At 37.5% G+C, this 21,566-nt stretch carries 24 protein-coding genes and 1 riboswitch; of the genes, 11 read left to right on the top strand and 13 right to left on the bottom strand.

The features are described 5' to 3' along the window. Positions 1 to 705: 705 nt before the first annotated feature. Positions 706 to 1,665 (bottom strand): sensor histidine kinase, encoded by a 960-nt coding sequence (locus NST02_RS20570; protein ID WP_340949693.1) that lies wholly within the window; start codon positions 1,663 to 1,665, stop codon positions 706 to 708. 11 nt (positions 1,666 to 1,676) lie between these two features. Further along, positions 1,677 to 2,375, bottom strand: a complete 699-nt coding sequence (locus NST02_RS20565; RefSeq protein ID WP_137744746.1) for a LytR/AlgR family response regulator transcription factor — start codon at positions 2,373 to 2,375, stop codon at positions 1,677 to 1,679. Between the two features lie 190 nt (positions 2,376 to 2,565). Between NST02_RS20565 and NST02_RS20560 the strand changes: the two genes are divergently transcribed. The 3 genes from NST02_RS20560 to NST02_RS20550 are packed head-to-tail and all read left to right on the top strand — an operon-like array spanning position 2,566 to position 5,017. Beyond that, positions 2,566 to 3,318 (top strand): ABC transporter ATP-binding protein, encoded by a 753-nt coding sequence (locus NST02_RS20560; RefSeq protein ID WP_095314173.1) that lies wholly within the window; start codon positions 2,566 to 2,568, stop codon positions 3,316 to 3,318. Further along, positions 3,308 to 4,465: an ABC transporter permease gene (locus NST02_RS20555; RefSeq protein WP_137744747.1), complete on the top strand. Its 1,158-nt coding sequence runs from the start codon at positions 3,308 to 3,310 to the stop codon at positions 4,463 to 4,465. The genes NST02_RS20560 and NST02_RS20555 overlap by 11 nt, the downstream gene beginning before the upstream one ends. An 18-nt stretch (positions 4,466 to 4,483) precedes the next feature. After that, positions 4,484 to 5,017, top strand: a complete 534-nt coding sequence (locus tag NST02_RS20550; RefSeq protein ID WP_340949691.1) for a hypothetical protein — start codon at positions 4,484 to 4,486, stop codon at positions 5,015 to 5,017. 57 nt (positions 5,018 to 5,074) lie between these two features. Here NST02_RS20550 and NST02_RS20545 read toward each other — a convergent pair whose 3' ends face one another. From NST02_RS20545 to NST02_RS20525, 5 genes are all read right to left on the bottom strand, one after another. Next, the gene (locus tag NST02_RS20545) at positions 5,075 to 5,422 is read right to left on the bottom strand and encodes a hypothetical protein (RefSeq protein WP_095314168.1); all 348 of its coding nucleotides are present in this window, start codon (positions 5,420 to 5,422) and stop codon (positions 5,075 to 5,077) included. A 127-nt stretch (positions 5,423 to 5,549) separates the two neighbouring features. After that, positions 5,550 to 5,636: riboswitch (cyclic di-GMP riboswitch) on the bottom strand. Positions 5,637 to 5,953: 317 nt separating this feature from the next. Continuing rightward, the gene (locus NST02_RS20540; RefSeq protein WP_095314166.1) at positions 5,954 to 7,027 is read right to left on the bottom strand and encodes an ABC transporter substrate-binding protein; all 1,074 of its coding nucleotides are present in this window, start codon (positions 7,025 to 7,027) and stop codon (positions 5,954 to 5,956) included. After that, positions 7,024 to 7,827, bottom strand: coding sequence for an ABC transporter permease (locus NST02_RS20535; RefSeq protein ID WP_095314163.1), 804 nt, complete (start codon positions 7,825 to 7,827; stop codon positions 7,024 to 7,026). Before NST02_RS20535 ends, NST02_RS20540 begins: the two co-directional genes overlap by 4 nt. Position 7,828: 1 nt before the next feature. Next, the gene (locus NST02_RS20530) at positions 7,829 to 8,632 is read right to left on the bottom strand and encodes an ABC transporter permease (protein WP_095314161.1); all 804 of its coding nucleotides are present in this window, start codon (positions 8,630 to 8,632) and stop codon (positions 7,829 to 7,831) included. Next, the gene (locus NST02_RS20525) at positions 8,622 to 9,734 is read right to left on the bottom strand and encodes an ABC transporter ATP-binding protein (RefSeq protein WP_095314159.1); all 1,113 of its coding nucleotides are present in this window, start codon (positions 9,732 to 9,734) and stop codon (positions 8,622 to 8,624) included. The genes NST02_RS20530 and NST02_RS20525 overlap by 11 nt, the downstream gene beginning before the upstream one ends. A 193-nt stretch (positions 9,735 to 9,927) precedes the next feature. Between NST02_RS20525 and NST02_RS20520 the strand changes: the two genes are divergently transcribed. Next, on the top strand, positions 9,928 to 10,443 hold the full coding sequence (locus NST02_RS20520; protein ID WP_321177990.1) for a sigma-70 family RNA polymerase sigma factor: 516 nt from the start codon (positions 9,928 to 9,930) through the stop codon (positions 10,441 to 10,443). A 27-nt stretch (positions 10,444 to 10,470) separates the two neighbouring features. Next, the gene (locus tag NST02_RS20515; RefSeq protein WP_170943659.1) at positions 10,471 to 11,745 is read left to right on the top strand and encodes a DUF4179 domain-containing protein; all 1,275 of its coding nucleotides are present in this window, start codon (positions 10,471 to 10,473) and stop codon (positions 11,743 to 11,745) included. 30 nt (positions 11,746 to 11,775) lie between these two features. Here the strand turns inward: NST02_RS20515 and NST02_RS20510 are convergent, their stop codons facing one another. Then, a complete protein-coding gene (locus tag NST02_RS20510; RefSeq protein WP_095314154.1) occupies positions 11,776 to 12,396 on the bottom strand; it encodes an FMN-binding negative transcriptional regulator in 621 nt (206 codons plus the stop codon). A 148-nt stretch (positions 12,397 to 12,544) separates the two neighbouring features. On the opposite strand from NST02_RS20510, the gene NST02_RS20505 reads away from it, so the two are divergent. The 4 genes from NST02_RS20505 to NST02_RS20490 all read left to right on the top strand — a co-directional run bounded on the left by NST02_RS20505 (position 12,545) and on the right by NST02_RS20490 (position 14,706). Continuing rightward, the gene (locus NST02_RS20505) at positions 12,545 to 13,306 is read left to right on the top strand and encodes a MerR family transcriptional regulator (protein WP_095314152.1); all 762 of its coding nucleotides are present in this window, start codon (positions 12,545 to 12,547) and stop codon (positions 13,304 to 13,306) included. Positions 13,307 to 13,388: 82 nt separating this feature from the next. Beyond that, entirely contained in the window at positions 13,389 to 13,769 is a 381-nt protein-coding gene (locus NST02_RS20500) for a YbaN family protein (protein WP_095314151.1), read from the top strand. Positions 13,770 to 13,863: 94 nt separating this feature from the next. Next, positions 13,864 to 14,064, top strand: a complete 201-nt coding sequence (locus NST02_RS20495; protein ID WP_095314149.1) for a hypothetical protein — start codon at positions 13,864 to 13,866, stop codon at positions 14,062 to 14,064. A gap of 492 nt (positions 14,065 to 14,556) precedes the next feature. Beyond that, a complete protein-coding gene (locus NST02_RS20490) occupies positions 14,557 to 14,706 on the top strand; it encodes a hypothetical protein (RefSeq protein ID WP_170211384.1) in 150 nt (49 codons plus the stop codon). A 428-nt stretch (positions 14,707 to 15,134) separates the two neighbouring features. Here the strand turns inward: NST02_RS20490 and NST02_RS20485 are convergent, their stop codons facing one another. After that, positions 15,135 to 16,628: a peptide MFS transporter gene (locus NST02_RS20485; RefSeq protein ID WP_095314145.1), complete on the bottom strand. Its 1,494-nt coding sequence runs from the start codon at positions 16,626 to 16,628 to the stop codon at positions 15,135 to 15,137. A 265-nt stretch (positions 16,629 to 16,893) separates the two neighbouring features. On the opposite strand from NST02_RS20485, the gene NST02_RS20480 reads away from it, so the two are divergent. Next, positions 16,894 to 17,616 carry an MOSC domain-containing protein gene (locus NST02_RS20480; protein WP_095314143.1) on the top strand — a complete coding sequence of 241 codons (723 nt, stop codon included), beginning with the start codon at positions 16,894 to 16,896 and terminating at the stop codon, positions 17,614 to 17,616. A 185-nt stretch (positions 17,617 to 17,801) separates the two neighbouring features. Here NST02_RS20480 and NST02_RS20475 read toward each other — a convergent pair whose 3' ends face one another. From NST02_RS20475 to pepT, 4 genes are all read right to left on the bottom strand, one after another. Further along, entirely contained in the window at positions 17,802 to 18,761 is a 960-nt protein-coding gene (locus tag NST02_RS20475) for a LacI family DNA-binding transcriptional regulator (protein ID WP_095314183.1), read from the bottom strand. Positions 18,762 to 18,795: 34 nt separating this feature from the next. Next, entirely contained in the window at positions 18,796 to 18,927 is a 132-nt protein-coding gene (locus NST02_RS20470; RefSeq protein ID WP_268951627.1) for a hypothetical protein, read from the bottom strand. Between the two features lie 89 nt (positions 18,928 to 19,016). Beyond that, the gene (locus NST02_RS20465; RefSeq protein ID WP_170211385.1) at positions 19,017 to 19,193 is read right to left on the bottom strand and encodes an SE1832 family protein; all 177 of its coding nucleotides are present in this window, start codon (positions 19,191 to 19,193) and stop codon (positions 19,017 to 19,019) included. A 415-nt stretch (positions 19,194 to 19,608) separates the two neighbouring features. Beyond that, on the bottom strand, positions 19,609 to 20,841 hold the full coding sequence (gene pepT, locus NST02_RS20460; protein WP_095314140.1) for a peptidase T: 1,233 nt from the start codon (positions 20,839 to 20,841) through the stop codon (positions 19,609 to 19,611). 266 nt (positions 20,842 to 21,107) lie between these two features. Between pepT and NST02_RS20455 the strand changes: the two genes are divergently transcribed. Further along, positions 21,108 to 21,455 (top strand): cupin domain-containing protein, encoded by a 348-nt coding sequence (locus tag NST02_RS20455; RefSeq protein WP_321177989.1) that lies wholly within the window; start codon positions 21,108 to 21,110, stop codon positions 21,453 to 21,455. The last annotated feature ends 111 nt before the right edge of the window (positions 21,456 to 21,566 follow it).

Here is a 21,566-nt window from a genome sequence, read left to right as displayed (position 1 = left end):
CAAAGAACAGCCAAAAAAGGCAAATGGTGTCCACATAAGGAGTTCATGGGGACAGAGAACAGCTAAACAAAGCAAATGATGTCCACATAAAGGGGTCATGAGGACAAAGAAAGCCCAAAAAGAGCAAATGGTGTCCACATAAAGCGCTCATGGGGACAAAGAACAGCCAAAAAAGGCAAATGGTGTCCCCATAAAGGGTTCATGAGGACAAAGAACAGCCAACCAAAGCAAATGGTGTCCCCATAAAGGGTTCATGAGGACAAAGAACAGCCAAAAAAGGCAAATGGTGTCCACATAAAGGGTTCATGGGGACAAAGAACAGCCAAAAAAGGCAAATGGTGTCCACATAAGGAGTTCATGGGGACAGAGAACAGCTAAACAAAGCAAATGATGTCCACATAAAGGGCTCATGAGGACAGAGAAAGCCCAAAAAGAGCAAATGGTGTCCCCATAAAGGGTTCATGAGGACAAAGAACAGCCAACCAAAGCAAATGGTGTCCCCATAAAGGGTTCATGAGGACAAAGAACAGCCAAAAAAGGCAAAGTGTGTCCTCATAAAGGGCTCATGAGGACAAAGCATAGCGAAAACAAAGCCAAGCATGTCCTCATAGACCACTCCAAGTGGAGCAATCCGAGATGACAAATACAGCCTTCTGAAATAAGAACAGTGGCTCCCATGCCAAATACATGAGAGCCACTGTTTTTTTATCGAATCGCGGGGATTTTAATTTTTACGTGAAATTCTTCATTCTTATGGGTAAAATCGAGAAAGCCTTGATGGTCTTGAACAATGTTTTGGATGAGCTTTGTGCCGAGTCCCTCATGGCCATCTCCTTTTGTCGTATGCCCATAAGAATCATAGAGCTGATCGAGGATGGAGACAGGAATTGGCAAGCTATTATTTTTGCAAATTAAAAGGAATAGACCGCTTTTTTTGTAAAACTGCAGTGTTATATTGGCTTGCTTTCCGCGTGCTGTTTGCCATTCTTCACTGGCCTCAATGCTATTTGCTAAAAGATTTCCCACTAATGTGACAATCTCCTTGTCGGCAAGGGGAAGGGAAGATAGCGGAACTTCAAGGTCATAAACAACCTCAATATTGGCAGATTTTGCTCTTTGATACATTTGATGAAGAATCCCTGCGACGCTGCCCTGTTCGCCTTTAATAGAAAGATTTGTTTCTTCATATCCATCTACTAAGTTTGTTAAATAAACTCTCGCCTCGTTATTTTGCTCTTTCTCCAGCAAATAATGGAGGGCAGAAATATGTTTTAGAAAGTCATGACGTTCGCTTCTAACGATGCGAAAGGTCTCGTTTAATTGGTGCCGATATTCTTCAAATCCAGCAATTTCTTTTTTCATGAAAAAGAATATATGCGACAGCTTAAGACGAATATATTCGATGATTATAAAGCTAAGTAGTATGATGATATATACCCAATTGGAGGCTTCATGAAATTGCAATAAAAGAAGCACGATTTGGATGATTAGTAAAAGGCCATTCACCGTGTTGTCGAGAGAGAAGATACGGATGATCATTTTCTTCTGTAATATGAAGGTAAATAGGGCTGCGATGATGAATGCAGGGATGAGTGCTCCCGATACAATGAAGAGATGAAGTACTCCAAACAAGAAGAGCATCCCCCAATAAAGCTTGATTTTCAACTGTTTCACCTCTAAAAATAATTCTCTTGTAAAAAGTCAACCTTTTCCTTTGTGATCATAGCTTGTTCCTCTATTCCTTCGAAAGTTACAATATAGGAGTTTTTTGCATATAAGGAAAAGTTTTTAACGTAATGAATATTGATGATGAAAGAGCGATGTGAACGGATAAAGTCTCTTTCCCGTAATTCCCCTTCTAATTCATTTAAAGTTTGATACGTTTTAATTGGACCCGAATTTGTAAAAATTGTTGTTGAACGTCCAGAACGTTCGATAAAAACGATATCTTTCTTTTGAATGATATGGATGTCATTTTTCCTCTTTATATAAAGCCTTCCAGCAATATCTGTTGATTTTGTCTTTTCTAATAAACGTTCAACTGAGTGGATGAGCCGTTCTTTCGAATAAGGCTTCATAATATAGTCATGGACATTTAATTCAAATGCATGAACAGCATAACCGCTGTTTCCCGTTACAAAAATAACGGCTATATTAAGCGCGTGTGAATGGATAATATCTGCTAGCTCATAGCCTGAAAGACTGGGCATTTCAATATCAGCAATCAATAAGTCAATCGTTTCTTTTTTAATTTGTTCATAGGCCTCTTCAGCAGAAAGAGTGGCAAAAACAATTTCTATTCCTGATATTCCATCTATAATACCCTTTAATTTATCCAAATCAATTGGACGATCATCTACAAGACCAATTCTCATTTATTTCGCCTCGCTGCAATTTTCTTGAAATGACAATTTTCGAATACTTTTCTTTCCATTTTACCATCAAAAGATGAAAAAATGACCTATTTACGACATGAAATGGAATATTCACGACATAAGTGAAGATTTCATTTCATTTTGTTTGTATGATAAACACAAGAAATGACACAAATGAGGTGGAAGAAAGATGATAGAAATTCAAAAAGTAACAAAGCAGTTTCAAGATAAAAAAGTTTTTTTTACAGCACTAAAACATGTTTCGTTTAAGGTGGAAGAAGGGGAAGTACTTGGGCTTCTCGGAGAGAATGGCGCAGGGAAAACAACGCTGCTAAGAACGATTGCCACATTGCTTACACCAACTGATGGTTCAGTCAAAGTGGCAGGATATGACACGACCAAAAATCCGGAAGCAATCAAAAAGCGGATTGGTGTCCTTTTCGGAGGAGAAACAGGATTATATGATCGCTTGACAGCTCGAGAAAATTTAGAGTATTTTGCGACATTATACGGCTTAAGCAAGCATGAAACGAAGGTGCGCATTGATGAACTTTCGCGAATGTTTGGAATGCGAGATTACTTAAATCGTAAGGTTGGAGGATTTTCAAAGGGAATGCGGCAAAAGGTGGCGATTGCAAGAGCGTTGATTCATAATCCTGAGATTATTCTTTTTGATGAGCCGACGACAGGTTTGGATATTACATCTTCAAATGTTTTTCGCCAGCTAGTCCATCAGCTTAAACAGGAAGGGAAAACAATCGTCTTTTCCAGCCATATTATGGAGGAAGTGTCATTGCTTTGTGACTCTGTTGCGATGATGCATAAAGGCGAGCTTGTCTATCATGGTGGTTTGCAGGAGCTTTATAAGGAAGAAGGAAGCACTGATTTGAATTATATTTTCATGAGCAAACTTGTAAGGGGGAATGAGCATTATGCTTCTTAATATCTATTTAAAGGAAATAAAGGACTGTTTCCGTGACCGTCGTACATTACTGTTAACTGTATTTTTACCAATTATCATGATGAGCGGTTTAACGCTATTTTATGAAAAACTGAGCTCGGATGGCGCAGATGATTCATTAACACTAGCCGTGAGTTCAACAATTTTAGCCGAAGAAGAAAATATTTTTGCTGTCTATGAAAATATTGAACTGATGAAAACTGCGGATCCGGAAGCTGTCGTCCAAGCTGGTGAAGCACAAGCCGCATTATTGTTAACGGAAGGTTTTGCATCGAAGGTACAAGCTGGAGAAGCTGCGACGGCAACGATCGTTGGTGATTCATTTAGCCAAAACTCGGCTAATCTTATCAGTTTGGTAACAGATGCCTTAAATATTTACGAGAAAGCTGTTATTGATACAAGGCTACAGGAATCCGGGGTCGATTCGAACCTTGTTCACCCGTTTACTGTGGAACAAAGGGAACTTTCTGAAGAAAATTCAATGATTCAAATTTTAGGGTTATTATTGCCGATGATTTTAGTAGTTGCTATCGGAGTTGGCGCTTCTCCAGCAGCTGCAGACCTCTTTGCCGGAGAAAAGGAAAGAAAGACGATGGAAGCATTGCTGATGACACCAGTACGTCGTTCAACATTGCTTGTCTCCAAATGGTTGACAATTACAACGATAGGAGCTGTCACCGGACTTATTACCCTTTTAGTTGTCGTCTTAGAAATTACTTTTTTAACCGAAAATTTGAAACAGGCACTTACTTTTGATGAAAATATTTATTTAATTATATTAGTTGCCTTTTTGATTACGATTTTATATGCGATGTTTAATGCTTCAATCTTAATGATTACGAGTATTGTAGGAAAAACAATTAAAGAGGCGGGAAGCTATGCTTCACCCATCATGATGTTAAGTATTTTACCAATGATGCTTTTAACTAGTACAGGAGTTAATGAATTGACGATGCAGCATTTTGTTATTCCAATTTTAAACTTATATAGTTTAATAAAGGAGCTAATGTTTGGTGTAATTGATTTAGGACATATCCTTTTAGTAGTGGGAAGTAATGTAGCATGTATTATTGTCTTTTTCATTATTGGTCGAATTCTTTTCTTAAAGGATAAATGGGTGATGAACTAATTTGTTGGAGCTGATTATATGACACTATACCATTATTTAGGGGCGGATAAACCGCTCCTTTTAGGGAGTTTTGGGGAAAATTATACTCTAAAAAAGATGAGAGACATTCCAAAGCCAAAAAATAAACATGATTTGAGAAATGTTTTGGATTTATCCGATCTTGAAAACGAGTGGGTTAAGGTATACGAAACGGAAATCGATTTTGCCTTTATTACAGTTAGTGAGCTGCGGGATTCAGCTTTAGCAAAGGATTTACCCATCAATAAGCGTTATATGTATGAATTAGACGGTTCTTTTCAGTTGACTGGGGAGGATTATTTTCAAAACCGTATTCAGTATCAATGCAATGAAAAATGTTTTAGAGAATTATTTGCTTATTTAAAGGAGCACTTGCAAGTGGGAGAAACAATTGAAGTTTATTCTTGCTGGGATTCAGAGGAAAAACAACCTCGGGATAAGCGGCAGGACGGACAAATTGATGTAAGAAAATTCAAAATTACGTATCCTTTTTGTTTTGAAGACAAGCAGCTGATTACATTTTTTACAACGTAATTAGCCGTTTGTCTTTCCTTATTAAAAAAGCGACCGTTTAGGCCGCTTTTTTAGAAATTATTTATCTAACCTCATCCAGAAGGAATAATTGATAATAGAAGGTTTTATATTTGGTGCATTTTTTATTGACTTTATGTTTTGAATAAAATTGTTAAAGTTTTTAATATCTTTTAATGTTTCCATGTAACTGACTTCTTCGAACTGGTTAGCATGATGAAATTTAATGTAGTTGCAGCAAACCTTCTCGTCGATAAATTCAAGATACATGATTTTTGTGTGGTTAAACACATACGAAAAAATTCGATTAAGTGAGTTTCTCATTTCATCATTCATAGCGGATTGTGAATCCAAGTTAAATTGAGCACGCAGTAAATCGTATCGTGTCGATTGAGTCAATACTTTCAAGATACATTCCCCTTTAACGAAATTATTAAGTTATTTGCAAAGCGGACCGTAATCAAGGAAGCAAATGATGTTCAACATAAAAAATCCCTCAACGCATGAGGGATCATAAAAACAACTATGTCTTTCTTCATGCAACTGGCTGGCATGGTATGTGAATACTTTAGCCCCTATAGCTTTGCGTCCCCATTTTTCAATGGCTTTGCCAAATTAACCTTATTTAATTGTCGAATCAATTTCATTTTGGTCTATATAGGTCTATATGATTATTTTTGAAAAAGTCAACGACCTATATTCCTGCTGAAATAGAATCATTTATTGAACTATTATAACCCATAATTTTATATATTTCGACATATATTGACTATTTTTTGGGGATTTTTTGAAATTTTTTTTGAAATTAATACGATTTTGTCGAAAATAGGTCTTAAGTGTGATTTATATCACTTAAGACCTATTTTTTATAATGTGGAATGAATAAAATTGACTCAGTCTACTAGGAACCCATTTATTTTTAAACAGGATGTGTTTTCTCTATTTTCTATGCATTTTAAATTGAAGAAATAAATCGTTGTATAAGGCTAAGTTTTTCTTGCCAAGATTTTCATAGACCTCAAGTTTTTCAGTTAGCTCTGGTGACGGATAAAAGCGTTCATCCTCAACCATATCCTCTGGCATATATTGAAGAGCCTCTTTATTAGGGGTGGAGTAGCTTACCCATTCAGTGTTTTGGGCAGCAACCTCTGCATCAAGCATAAAATTAATGAACTGATGGGCACCTTCAATGTTTTTCGCTGTTTTAGGAATAACCATATTATCAAACCAAAGATTTGAGCCTTCAGATGGAACGACATAATCGAGGTTTTCATTTTCCCACATCATATCTGCAGCATCGCCAGACCAGACAAGGCCAATTGCTGCCTCTTCATTAGCGATGAGCATTTTGATTTCGTCACCAACAATGGCCTTAATATTTGGGGTAAGCGTATCAAGCTTTGCTTTTGCTTTTTCTAAATGGTCGACATTTGTATCATTTAAGGAATAGCCTAAGCTATTTAAGCCCATGCCGATAATTTCTCGGGCGCCATCAATTAATAAAATCTCATTTTCAAATGCAGGGTCCCATAAGTCATTCCAACTTGTTATCTCCATGTCACCAAGCATTTCCCGATTAAAGACAATACCGACAGTTCCCCAAAAATAAGGAACAGAAAATTTATTGCCTGGATCAAATGGAAGATCGATGAAGCGCTCGTCAATATTTTTAAGATTAGGCAGCTTTGAATGATCCAATGGCAGTAACAAGTCTTCCTCCAGCATTTTTGCGATCATATATTCTGATGGAACAGCGATGTCATATGTTGTTCCACCTTGTTGAATCTTTGTTAACATCGCTTCATTTGAATCAAAGGTTTCATAAATGACTTTCATGCCTGTTTCTTCTTCGAAACGGTCAATTAAGTCATCGTCAATATAGTCTCCCCAATTATAAATGGTTAATGTATTGTCGCTTGAGAAGCCTACTGCTGAATTTAAGCGATTGATTGCAAACAGCAACAGCAGGGATGCAATCACGACAGCTGCAAAAACGCGGATTAGTTTGTTCATTTGCGAATCCCTCCAACCTGAGCCTTGTTACGCTGCGTAATAAAGTAATAAATCACGACAAGGAGAATGGTAAACAAGAACAATAATGTGGAGAGAGCGTTAATATTTAATGAAATACCTCTGCGTGCTAAAGAATAAATTTCGACGGAAAGAGTGGAGAATCCATTTCCCGTTACGAAAAAAGTGACGGCGAAATCATCGAGTGAATACGTTAATGCCATGAAAAAACCAGCAAATATCCCTGGCGTTATAAAAGGCAAAATGACCTTAGTCAGCACGTTCCACCTACTTGCACCAAGATCCCGCGCGGCGTCAATTAATGTAGGGCTCATCTCCATTAGTTTTGGCAGAACCATTAACACGACAATGGGAATGCTAAAGGCAATATGGGAAAGCAGAACGGAATAAAAACCGAGCTTAATTCCAGCCATTGTAAATAGGATAAGGAAGGAGGCTCCGATAATAACATCCGGGCTGACAATCAAGACATTATTTAATGAAAGAATCGTATTTTTCGCCCGACGTTTCTTTACTTGATAAATGCTTAGCGCTCCTAAAACACCGATGATCGTCGAAATTAATGCGGATAAAAGCGCGATTACAAGCGTGTTTAAGACAATAATTAAAAGCCTTGTATCCTGAAATAACTCCCTATACCAATCCAATGTAAAGCCTTCAAAGTTATACATCGTTCCACCGCTGTTAAAAGAGTAGAACACTAAGAAAAAAATCGGTGCATAGAGAATGAAAAAGATGATGAATAAAAAGATTTTCGATAAAGGGGATATGTTTCTCTCCAACTTATATACCCCGCTTTCTAGTACCTGTTATTGTCATAAACAGAAACATAATAATAATTAAGAAAACCGCAATCGTCGACCCCATGCCCCAATCCTGTGTGACAAGAAAATGCTGCTCAATTGCTGTACCTAATGTAATCACTCGGTTTCCAGCGATTAAACGAGTAAGCATAAATAGAGATAACGCAGGAATGAAGACAACCTGACAGCCTGCTTTTACGCCATCAAGTGTTAAAGGGAAAATGACACGGCGAAATGTTGTCCATCTTGACGCCCCCAAATCGTTCGCCGCGTCAATTAATGTTGGATTTAATTCATTTAAAGCATTAAAGATCGGTAAGATCATAAACGGAATAAAGATATAAACCGATACAAAAATAAAGCTAAAGTCCGTAAATAATATTTGCTGTGTTCCGATTCCAATTGCTTCTAAAAAGTTATTTGTCACACCGTAAGTACCGAAAATTCCAAGAAACGCGTATGCCTTTAAGAGTAAATTGATCCAAGAAGGTACAATAATTAATAAAAGCCATAATTGCTTATGCTTTGTTTTCGTTAGTAAGTAAGCCGTTGGGTATGCGACCAATAACGAAAATAGGGTGATTAAAAAGGCATACCAAAAGGAACTTAATGTCATCTTCAAATACACAGGTGTGAAAAAATTCTGGTAGTTTATAAGCGAAAAATTACCTTCAATATCAAAAAAGGAATAATAAAGGACAAGAATAATCGGCGCAATAACAAACAAGGCAATCCACAATGCGTAAGGGACCATATATAGATTGCGGGTGAGCTTATTCTCCATGGCTATCATCTCCATCGCCATAAGCTTCTAATCGTTTATCAAATTCTTCTTCTGTTTCTCCCAAGCGCATAACGTGAATGGCCTCAGGGTCAAAGTAAAGGCCGATTTCATCCCCAACATTTGCTGCCTTTGTAGAATGGACAAGCCATTCATTGCCGTCCTTGTCATAGCAGCTAATTTCATAATGAACGCCACGGAATAACTGTGAATCAACACGCACTTGCAGCTTTCCTTTATCGAAGCTGGTAATTTCTAAATCTTCAGGACGGATGACGATTTCCACTGTTTCATTTTTGTCCAATCCTTGGTCTACACACTCGAACCGTTTGCCGACAAATTCGACAAGATAATCGTCAAGCATTCGTCCTTTCAAAATATTAGACTCTCCGATGAAGTCGGCAACAAAGCGGTTAATCGGCTCATCGTAAATATCTTTTGGTGTGCCACTTTGTTGAATTTTTCCTTCGTTAATGACAAATATTTCATCCGACATGGCGAGTGCTTCTTCTTGATCATGGGTGACAAAAATAAATGTGATTCCAAGTCGCTGCTGCAGCTCGCGCAGTTCATACTGCATTTCATAGCGGAGCTTTAAATCAAGTGCTGAGAGTGGTTCATCCAAGAGAATGACCTCTGGTTCATTCACAATCGCTCTAGCAATGGCGACACGCTGTCTTTGACCGCCTGACATTTCCTTAATTTCTCGATTCTCATAGCCCTTGAGGTTCACAAAGCTAAGAGCTTCCTTTACCTTTTGATCTATGTCAATTTGGTTCATCTTTTTTATCCGTAATCCAAATGCAACATTTTCGTACACATTTAGATGAGGGAAAAGAGCATAGTCTTGAAAAACCGTATTCACCTGTCTTTTGTTGGCAGGGACATCATTGATCTTTTTTCCATTAAAGTAAATCTCGCCCTTTGAAGCTTCTGTAAATCCTGCGATTAAACGCAAAATCGTTGTTTTTCCACAACCTGACGGACCAAGCAGTGTGTAAAACTTCCCGCGTTCGATCTCAAAACTTACATCATTAAGGACTGGTGGATCGTCATCATATTGTTTTGTTACATGCTGAAATTGAATAATCGTTTCGTTTTTCAAAACATGGCAACCTCCCTCTTGCAAATATTTGTAAAGACTATGATACGATTGACTTTGAATCTATTAATGAGAATTAAATCCGATTCGGAATAATTATACATGAAATGCAACTATATGCCATATTTTTCGAAAAAAATGTTAAAACCTTTTTTTGGTTTGGCGGTCTAATATATACAGAGTAGGGGGGAATGAGTTGACGACGAATGAACAGCTTGTTATAAAAGCAATTGCTGGAAATGAAGCTGCTTTTATAGAGCTTATGAAAATGTACAAAATAGATTTATATAAAACCGGCCTTTCTTTTTTAAAAAATGAAGAAGAAGCGCTTGAAGCTATTCAGGAAGTAACGTATCGGGCCTACAAGAGCATTAGAAAAATTAAAGAACCAGCCTACTTTAAGACATGGCTGATGCGAATTATGATCAATTATTGCCAAGATCAACTGAAGAAAAAAAAGCGAGAAGTCTTGAATGAGGATTATATACAAGCGCAAGGGGTGTCAGAGTCTCATTCAGCATTGGAAATAGAGGATGTGTTGCAAAGCTTAGATTCACGGTCTCGAGAGCTGCTTACTCTTAAGTATTTACATGGATTGAAAATAAAGGAGATTGCCTATGCCATGGATTGTCCAGAAGGGACGATTAAGACATGGCTTCACAAAGCACTGCAAGAGATGAGATCGAAATTTTCCGAGGAGGGAGAGAACTAAATGTTTTCGAATGAAGAGGAAAAGCTCATGAAATATAATCAAAACCTGGAACAATTAGCCTTGAATGAGGATAAGCTCAATGAAGCCATTGAAGCTGGTTTCCGCAAAGCTCAATTTGATAAGAAAAAGCGAAAAAAATGGTGGTTGAATGCTGCGGTGGTTGCAGCCTTGTTTTTCATTTTTTTCACATCCATTCGTGTGTCACCTGCATTTGCGAACTATATTGCTGAGATTCCTGGAATGGAGAAAATCGTCGAGTTGATCCGCCATGATAAAGGAATAATGACGGCGATTGAACATGACTATTACGAGCCGATTGAAGTTTCGGAGAAAAAGAATGGGATGGAGGTAGTCATTGATGGGGCTATTGTGGATGAGCATGGATTGGTCCTTTTTTATACGATAAATTCAGAAAAGAAGCAAACGGAAATCATGATGGAAAATGTCGTGTTGAAAAATATGAAAGGGGAGGAAGTGAAGTATGGCTCACACTCCTTCGGTACACCTCATTATTCCGAAAAAGGGGAAAAAACCTTTAACGGCACGATTGAATATTTCTTTGAAAATCCATTTGCTGAAAGAGAGTTGCAGCTCGAGATAGAATTGAAAGGTGATACGTACAACCTTCCTTTTACTTTAAAAGGAGAGATTAAAGCGAAAAAGACGTATGCGATTAATCAAACAGTAACAATCGAAGGACAGAAAATTCATTTGGTAGAGGCGACTGTTTATCCGTTAAGGGTTGGTGTCCATGTCAAACTGGATCCGAACAACACGAAGAAGCTATTGGAGTTTGAAGATCTCCGCCTTGTCGATGGGAATGGAGAGACATGGTCAAAAATCAAAAATGGAATTACTAAAAATGTACTTTCGGGAGATGAATGGCTCATCTATTTGCAAAGCAATTATTTTAAGGAGCCGGAAGAACTTTATCTTGCTTTCAATAAAATTCAAGCACTTGATAAAGAAGATAGTTCGCTTGTGATTGATACGGAAAAGGAAGAAATCATCGAACAGCCTAAGGGAAATAAATTGAGAGATCTCACTGTATCCACGAATGAGATCAGGGTTAACTTATATACGGAGAAAGAATTTCCGTACGGACTTTTTAATGAAGTAGTTAATGGAGAAGGAAAGAAAATCGATATTGACTCAAGCTTTTGGTCTGGATATCGTGATGAAGGATATGCAGCAATAGGGGTACAAATTCCCCATTTGAAAAGCCAACCTAATCCGCTAACGTTAGAACTCTCCTTCTTTCCGGAATGGATTTATGGAGAAGAAAAAATCAGGATCAAATAAATCAAAGCCGTGGCAAAGCAGTCACGGCTTTTAATATAACTCTTTCTTTAAGTTTTCTTTCATTAATTTTGCAATCTCTTGTTCATCCGTCCGTAAACTTTGTTCCAGTTTAGTTGCGACAAGACGTTGCCTCTCTTCCGGATGATTCTGACTTAATTTTGCTTTTCCTTCCATTTTATTGATTTTTATTTTAAATCCTTGGATTCCTTTGTTCATGCCAGAAAGAAAAGCATCATCTATTTCTTCTAAGTTATACGGGCTATTAGGAGGTTCGTATTTTGACACGATTTCATGAAGAGATTCATTTAACTCCTGTTCATTTTCGACCCATTCAACCTCACCATATATATGAACCGTTACGTAATTCCATGTTGGAACAGCTTGGTTCGTTTCGTACCAGGACGGTGAAATATAGCAATGGGGACCATGGAAAATTACTAATACTGTTTGAGCTTTTATGTCCTTCCATTGTGGATTAGGTCGGGCAAAATGTCCATATAAATAGGTGTTATCCCTGTTCAATATGAGTGGTAAATGAGTAGCTACTGGGATGCCATCATGGATTGAAAAGAGTGTTGCAAAGCTATAATCTTTTATAAGGGAAAGCATAGTCGCTTTGTCGTCAATTTTAAAATAAGAGGGAATATACAAATGATCTCAGCTCCTTTTATCTCATTAATTATTCGGTAAACCTGATTGAAATTCCTGTTTTTATAGATGAAGAAAAATTTTTAAGAAAACCTATTGACCTTTACGTTACGTCAAGGTTTATCGTGTAAACAGAAGGAGGTGAACGATTGTGGAATATACGGTGCAGAAATTGGCTCAATTGGCGGGAGTCAGTTCTCGAACACTGCGTTATTACGATCAAATCGGGATATTGACACCGGCAAGAGTTAATTCATCAGGATATCGCATCTACGGTCAAAAGGAAGTCGATCGATTACAGCAAATCCTGTTTTATCGTGAATTGGGCATAGCGTTAGAGACGATTAAGGAAATCATGACTGCACCTTCTTTCGATGCTGAAAAAGCATTAAACGAGCATCGAGAACAGCTTCTTAAAAAAAGAAAGCAGTTGGATTTACTCATCACAAATGTAGAGAAAACAATTGCTTCAGCAGAAGGGAGAATGAATATGAGCGACCAGGAAAAATTTGAAGGCTTTAAGAAGAAAATGATTGATGAGAATGAGCGTAAATACGGGAAAGAAATTCGTGAAAAATATGGGGAAGACACGGTGAATCAATCAAATGCAAAATTGATGAATATGAGTCAAGAGGATTATGAGGCTGTGACAAAGCTTGAAGCGGAAGTAAGGGAAGCTCTGGCGGAAGCTTTTGCAACAGGAGATCCTGCTGGTGAACTGGCTCAAAAGGCAGCGGAACTGCATAAGCGCTGGCTCACCTATTACTGGACAGAGTACAGTAAGGAGGCACATGCAGGGCTTGCTCAAATGTACGTTGAAGATGAAAGATTCACAGCATACTATGATAAGGAACAGCCTGGTATGGCAGCGTTTCTAAGAGATGCCGTTCATATTTATACTGGGCAAAAATAATGACCGAAACAATCGATTGGGGACGCCTGATCGATTTTTCGTTTATAATAAAGATCAGTAAACTTGTCTTGAAGGTGATTGTATCAAAAAAGTAACTAATTTTTTATTAATTTGTGCAGGGTTTGTAAGTTTAGGAATTGGTCTGTTAGGGATCATTTTACCAGTTATCCCGACGACACCTTTGCTGCTATTAGCATCCTATTGTTTTGTAAAAGGATCGGAAAAATTTGCGGTGTGGTTTAAAGGAACGACGATATACAAGAAGCATTTAGAGGAGTTTGTGACCAATAAAACGATGACTCTTAAGCAAAAAATAACGTTAAATTTATTTGCCGACAGTATGATTGCGATTGCTTTCTTTACCGTCGACAAATGGTCTGTAAGAGTGATTCTCATTTTAGTAGTCATTTATAAATACTATTATTTTATTACGAAAATTAAGACAGTCAAGGCATCGAAATAAGAATGCAGGGCTTTCGTATAGCTCACAAGTAACTCGGCTTGAACAATATTGTTGAGGCAAATGCTCCGTATAAATTGTAAAGCAGGTGAAGAGAATGTTCGTCGGGCGTGCGTTGTATATATTAGGGTTGGTGTTTGTATTATTTAGCAGCCTTTTAGTCGTGATGTCGATTTTCTCAAAACATGGTGGAGAAACAGCAATACCATTATTCGCATTGCTTAATGGATTGATTGCAATGGGGATTGGAGAGCTGGTTATCGATCTGAATCATCGAAAAAAAGATGAGAAGAAATAATAGATTTCAATCATATGTTCTGCATGAAAAAGACAAGCCTAAAGCAATGGGCTTGTCTTTTTTTGTACGTTTTTTCACTGTAACCGTTGATAACCAAAGCAGAGGACGGAGTATGAGCGCATTTGTTTCCTTTACATCTTCCCGTAATCGTATGCCTGCTCCCAAAGAACATGTTTTTTTAAAACATGCACCTTTAGTATTTATCCAGTTATAAAAGAGAAAATAATTATCTTATTACTAAGTTATCAATATTCTTTAAAATGTAAACAAATGGTAAAATTGTATAATTTGTGAATTATGTAACTCGTTGGTTGAAATATCCAATAATTCCGTAGTAATTTAGAGGAAAGGAAATAATCTATCTGAGGGGCAAAAACAAAAAATTATAATCTTACATGCTTGTAGATATTCTAATTTTTGATGAGGACCAAGAAATGGAATAAATCGTATATTACTATCAACTTTTTTAAAACTAGTGATGGAGGTAGGAGTATGAATATAAAAATAGCCGTAATTTTATGTGTTATTAGTTTTATTGCCATAGTAATAGATGGGGATTTTAAACAATGGCAGCTCGGTGCCTTTTTTGTCATCGTTTTAGCATCTTTTATTATTTACAAAAAAAGACATCGCTCTTTTTAAAGGAGAGAGTACAGGTATTTGAGTGGGAAATAAAACATGGGATAAAATCGCAAGTAAAATTAGAAAAAGACGACTTACATTTAAAGGATTTAAATGGGAGTCCTCTTTTTTATAGGGCCAAGCTTTACTAGCCTTGTACAAATCTGAATTGTTGACACTCTAAAAATAATTAAGCAAAGAAAATTAAAAATTGACGATGGTGAATGATTCTTATCTAGGGAGAGCCTCTAAATCCGGCCATAACACGATCAAATTTAAGATTTTTAAGTTTATATTAAGTTAATCAAAAATTGATAGCACATTTCTATTCCTAAATGTTAGTCGGAGCTCATCTTGTTTGTAAGACGATGAGCTCTTTCAAATTTCTTTTGAATAATCGCTAGACTATAGTAATTTATTATTCGCCAGTTTCTAAAGAGCACAGTGCCCTATTTTATCCCCTTCATAAATCCTTGGATTTTTGGAGCAAATAAGAAGAGGATGACGGCTAATAAGATGGAGACTCCACCAATTATACCAAAGTAGACCATTTCCGTTTCCGGTGTATAGAATTTTACAACTTGTGCGTTGATTGCCTGTGCTGCTGCGTTGGATAAAAACCACAGGCTCATCGTTTGCGCCGAGAAAGCGGCAGGTGCAAGCTTTGTCGTTGCTGAAAGTCCTACTGGTGATAGGCATAATTCTCCTAAAACAACAATGAAATAACTAAGCACTAGCCATAATGGATTAACGAGTGCATCCGTACCGGCGAAATAACCAGGTATAAGAATGACGATGAATGATAGACCCGCAAATAATAACCCAAATGAAAATTTTTGAGGAATGGTTGGCTGTCGCTTCCCAAGCTTGACCCACATCCAAGCAAAAATAGGAGCTATAGTAATGATAAACAATGGGTTTAAAGATTGAAACCATGCTGGAGAAATCGAAAATCCAGCTATTTCAAGTTGTGTACGCTTGTCCGCATAATTAGCTAAAATGGTAGAGCCTTGTTCTTGAATGGCCCAAAACATTACAGAGGCAATAAATAACGGAATATAAGCCAATAATCTAGAACGCTCTACTGATGATGTTTTTTTGCTGCGGTACATCACTGTGAAATATAGAATTGGTAAGCCAATCCCTAATATCCCAATCAGTGCAACAAAGCTATCGAACGTAAGCAGCCCCATTGGAATCGCTACAGCAATAGCGATGGCAAGAATGATTGCCGATAATCCGACAATCGTAAATGTCTTTCTCTTTTCCGTAGCTGTCATTGGATTAGGAACGATTGTACCAGCAAGCCCAAGATTCTTTTTCTTTGTAAAAACAAACAGAAGAAGTCCAATAAACATTCCGATCGCTGCGATGGCAAAACCTAAATGGAAGTCATGCTTCATTCCGATTTCACCGACGATAAGAGGTGAAAGGAATCCACCAAGGTTAATTCCCATATAGAAAATACTAAAACCAGAATCCCGACGATTGTCTTGTTCGCTGTAAATGTCACCGACAACGCTAGAGACATTTGGTTTCAATAATCCTGTACCGAGTACAATTAATACCATAGAAATAAAGAATAAAATTAGGTTGCCAGGCACGGCGAGAGCAATATGACCGAGCATAATCAAAATTCCGCCGTAAAAAACCGCTTTAGATGTCCCCAGTATGCGGTCTGCTAGCCAACCGCCGATGATGCCAGACATATAAACGAGTGACCCATAGATAGACATAATTGACAGTGCTGTTGTCTGATCGAGTCCAAGGCCGCCTTTGGAAACCTCATAATACATATAAAAAACAAGGATTGCTCTCATTCCGTAGTAAGAAAATCTCTCCCAAAATTCTGTAAAGAAGAGGGTAAACAAACCTTTAGGGTGACCAAAAAACCCCTTTTGAGGAACGCTCTCCACAATTTTCTGTTTCATTTCATTACTCATTCTGAATCCTCCTTAACATTATTCTATAATACTTTTAATAGTTCTGTATTGTCAAAATAATTTGTTGGATTAGGAGTAAATTCCTATTCTTTAAGGGTTATATTAGTATAATTGTAAATAAACGGGATTATTTTTATATTTCGAAATAATAATTACGAAGTAATAGTGGTAATAGTAGTAATAGTTTTTCCCTTTGCTAGGCGGAGGTATCAAAATCCAATCGATATATGTAAAATAGAAGAAAGGGTCATAAGGAGGAGAGAAAGTGAAAGTAGGCAAAATAAAGGAAATTGTACGACATCCTGTAAAATCCTTTCGTGGTGAAAATGTTTCAAAAACAAAGATTCTATCTTATGGAGTATATGGAGATCGAAGCCACGCTTTTTTAGATCATTCGAGGCCGGGAAAATACTTAACTCTTACTCAAATCCCGCAGCTTGCAAACTATCATGCTTCATTTACCGGAGAAGAAAGTTTCGAGCGTTTTCCATCACTCACAATAAAGTCTCCGACTGGCCATGTTTACAAATGGGGAGAGGAAGGATTAAAAGACGAATTAGAGAGTCTGTCCAACCGGGAAATAACTCCGGTTCAATATTCTCCTTTATCTGTGCCGATTGGAGCAATTGAAGAAGAGCATTTGCTCATTACAACAGAAGCCTCTTTGACAAGGATATCTGAAGTATGGGGCAAGCACGTCGACTATCGAAGGTTTCGCCCTAATTTAGTGTTTTCCTTAGACGGGAATGAAGCTTTTATTGAAGAGACATGGTTTGGCAAGAGGGTAAAAATCGGTGAGGTTGAAATCATTGTGAAACGACATTGCGAGCGGTGTCAGATTATCAATATTGATCCAAATGACGGTAATTTGGATTCATCCTTATTAAAGACAGTTTATAAAGAAAGAAATAACTATTTTGGTGTGTATGCTTCTGTCATAAAAACAGGAAATATTGCCGTAGGTGATGATGTTTATCTTTTCGATTAGCTTTGTTAAACAATATGGTTGATTAAACGATTTTTGGCTCATTTTGTGTGAACTTCTGATTCCATGAAGCGATGTGAGAAAACAAGTTTTCTCTGTCGCTTCATGGAATCAGAGAGAAAATGAGCCAAAAATCAACACCGACATATAACAAAGCTTTTCGATTAAAAATGAAAGAGGAACGTTTGCTACACTGTTCCTCTTTCTATCAGCTTTGCTTCCATTTCAATTGAGGATATCTCTTCATTGATTGCTTGCAGAAAAAGGTTTTTTCCTATCTCTTCAATTGGGATTTCAATCGTTGTAATTCCTAACATTTTGGCAATTGGTTGATTATCAAAGCCAATAAGTGCCAGTTCGTCAGGGATTGCAATTTGCTGGTTTTGACAATATGCAACGATTCCGGCGGCGACTTGATCTGAGGTTACAAGCAATGCACTAGGAGGTTCTGACATTGCTTGGATGCTTTGCACCACTTGTGAGCCGTCTTCTAAGTGGTAGCAGCCAGTAATAATATAGTCCGGATTATTAGGGAGCTGATATTTTTTTATGAAATCGGCGTATGCAGATTGTCGTTCGTGGCTATTTGTTCCTGTTTTTCTCCCAAGTGTATAGCCTATCCGTCGATGTCCTTTCTCATATAAATAATCCAATGCTTTCATAAATGTTTGATAGTGGTTAACGAAAGTGGCTGCAAGATGAGTATCCTCGACCTTTTCGCAAAGAACAATCGGACCATAGGAGAGATACTCTTGAATAAGCGCTAAGTTGCAAGTTCTGGAGCAGATAATTAATGAGTCAATTTGTTTTTGTTTAAGCATTTGCAGCGCTTCTAGCTCCCGGCTTTCGATATAATTGGTTTGGAATATGATGAGCTTATAGTTATGTTCAAGGGCCTGATTGGCAATGCCTTTTAACAACTGTCCAAAATAGGGAAGATCGGTAAAAGGAAGAACGACGCCGACGAGCTGTGTTTTCCCTTTGCTTAAGTGAACTGCATTGATATTTTGTTGATAATTGCATTTTTTAATTGCTTCTAAGACGGCCAGTCTTTTTTCTTCTTTTACGTATGGATGGTTATTCAATACCCGAGAGACAGTTGAAACAGAAACATTGGCCATTTTAGCTAAGTCTTTAATATTTGTCATAAACTTCACCTTTAAAGTTGTCGTTTTTGAGTAATCATTTCTTATGATTAAAATAATCATCAAAATTCTCAAATGGATGAACATCCAGCGATTGGCCAGAGGCCTTTAAACAATAATAAGAAGAAGATAAAATAATTAAACAAAGAATGATTAATCCTAGCATCACATTTACGCCTCCTTATCCTTTATAATAAGAGCGTAAATGATGAAACGCGTTTCATGTCAAACCGGATATCAAAAAAACCAATGGCTATTTTAAAGAGTTGCTAGCTGTTTATGAAGGGCCTTCAATTCTTCTTCAATTTCACTAATTTGCTTTTCTAGTGGGGAAAGCTTTCCTTGCACAAACTCCAATTTTTCCAGATCGTTTTGCAGGCGAATATATTCATACTTCAATTCTTGAATTTTATATTCTATCTCTTTTTTCTTCATCATTAGCACCTCGATTCTAACTATATACATAACATACATTTCGCTTTCCGTCATCGTTGATGTCGATGGGCAGTTGTTTCGTCGAAAAGTGAAAATACGTTTGAAAGGTTTCAACCTCTGGAAGAAAATACACTTCCTTTATTGAATTAGAGTGAGCTGCAGCCAAGAAAGATATTCTTTATTGCTCATATAGTAGGCCTTAAGTTAAAGGCAACAAAAATAATTCCTGCGATGAGAAGGGGATTTTTTGCAGCATGAACTTTAGATGATAGTGCGTGAGCCTTTTCCATGTAAAAGCACTCCTGTAATAAAGTTATAGACATTTTTTAATAATTCTGATTATTAAAAAAGCATGACATTGCTGGGCAATAACGGATTAATAGCGAAGCTTTCAAGCTTCGCTATTAATCGGTGATCATGCTTTTTCTTCAAATAATCGGAGAATTTCAATCATGACTTTTGTTGCCTTTTCCATGTTATCAACGGAAATATACTCAAACTTCCCGTGATAATTTTCTCCACCTGTAAAAATATTAGGAGTTGGCAAGCCCATATAAGAAAGTTGCGACCCGTCTGTTCCGCCGCGAACAGGTTCAATGACTGGTTCAATACCGAGATTGGTCATCGCCTCGTGGGCAATATCGACAATCTCCATGACCGGTTCAATTTTTTCCCGCATATTGTAATATTGGTCGTTCATATCAAGAATGACTTTATCTTGACCGTATTTTCCCCGCAATTCCTCAACAATGTTTACGATCGTTTCTTTCCGCTGGTTAAAATTGTCCCGATCGAAATCACGAATGATGTAATAAAGAGTTGTTTGTTCAACATCACCATTGACAGAGAGCAGGTGGTAGAAGCCTTCGTAGCCTTCTGTATACTCCGGAGCTTCATTTGCAGGAAGCTTGCCGTTAAATTCCATCGCCATTTTTCCGGAGTTGATCATCTTACCTTTTGCAGTTCCTGGATGAATGTTGTTGCCTTTAAAGGTGATCTTCGCATAAGCAGCACTGAAGCTTTCGTATTGAAGCTGTCCGAGTGGTCCGCCATCCATCGTATAGGCATATTTTGCGTTAAATGCCTTGACATCAAATTTATGAGGTCCTCTGCCAATCTCTTCGTCAGGAGTAAAGGCAACCCGCACTTTTCCATGTTCAATCTCAGGATGTGCTAATAGGTATTCAAGTGCTGTCATTATTTCGGCGATGCCAGCTTTATTATCCGCTCCTAAAAGGGTCGTTCCATCTGTTGTAATTAAAGTGTGACCTATGTATTTTTTTAGATTTGGGTAATCTTGAGGTGATAGGATGACGTTCAATTCTTCATTCAGGATAATTTCATTGCCATCATAGTTCTCGACAATTTGTGGATTTACGCCTGCCCCAGTAAAATCAGTGGCTGTATCTACATGAGCTAAGAAGCCTATTGTCGCCACATTCTTTTCGGTGTTTGCTGGTAGTGTCGCCATCACATATCCGTTTTGATCCATTGTGACCTCACTCATGCCAATAGCCTTTAGCTCTTCGACAAGCATATTGGCAAGCTCAAGCTGTCCTGATGTTGAAGGGCATGTAGTTGAATCTTCATTTGATTGAGTATCCACCTTTGCATATCGAATGAGCCTCTCCATTAACTTTTGTTTCATTTTTTCAACCCCTAATCGTTATTTTGCAGATTGGTGCAATTTATAAAATATTGTGATAAAAGTGTGAAGTCTGTTTTCATTATACTACTTTTTGTTATAGTTGAAACTTTTCCAGCGTGCTGCCGAAAAAAGAAAAAATTTTGTTCAAAACTACATCTTATCTATTGTTGCTCGAATTGACGAACGGATGATATCGATCACACCGTAAAAATATAAAAGCAGTTATGATGAAGATGTCAAAGCTCATAAGGAATAGAAAGGTGTGCATGTCAGTGAAACAAGCTAATCTACAAGAATATATTGAGTATAGCCCAGATAACTTTACGAAGCGGATTGTGTTTAAAGAAGGAGAAAGTACCGTATTTGTCCTTAACTTTACAGCGAATCAATCTTTACCAAAACATAAACACCCAGGAACGAATGTTTATTTGCTCGTTCTTAGCGGCGGAGGCACCTTTACAATTGATGGGAAGGATGTAAAGGCAAAGGCCAATGATGTAATCGTCGCTGATGGCGAAGAGGAGTTTGCCTTTGTCAATGACACAGGTGAAAATACGAGTTTATATGTCATGTTAAATAAAGTTCCAAGCGAGCAATATGTTCAAAATATATAAAAGGGCAAGTGGGGATTTTAAGTTGTAAATAAATTTGAGATTAAAGCTGTAGACAAACCATTAGTTTGTTTACAGTTTTTTTAAGCTCTTTTTCGTTATACCATGCTGGCT

Source organism: Robertmurraya sp. FSL W8-0741 (genome assembly GCF_038004005.1).
Classification (GTDB): domain Bacteria; phylum Bacillota; class Bacilli; order Bacillales; family Cytobacillaceae; genus Robertmurraya; species Robertmurraya siralis.
This window is presented reverse-complemented; position numbering and strand designations above follow the sequence as displayed.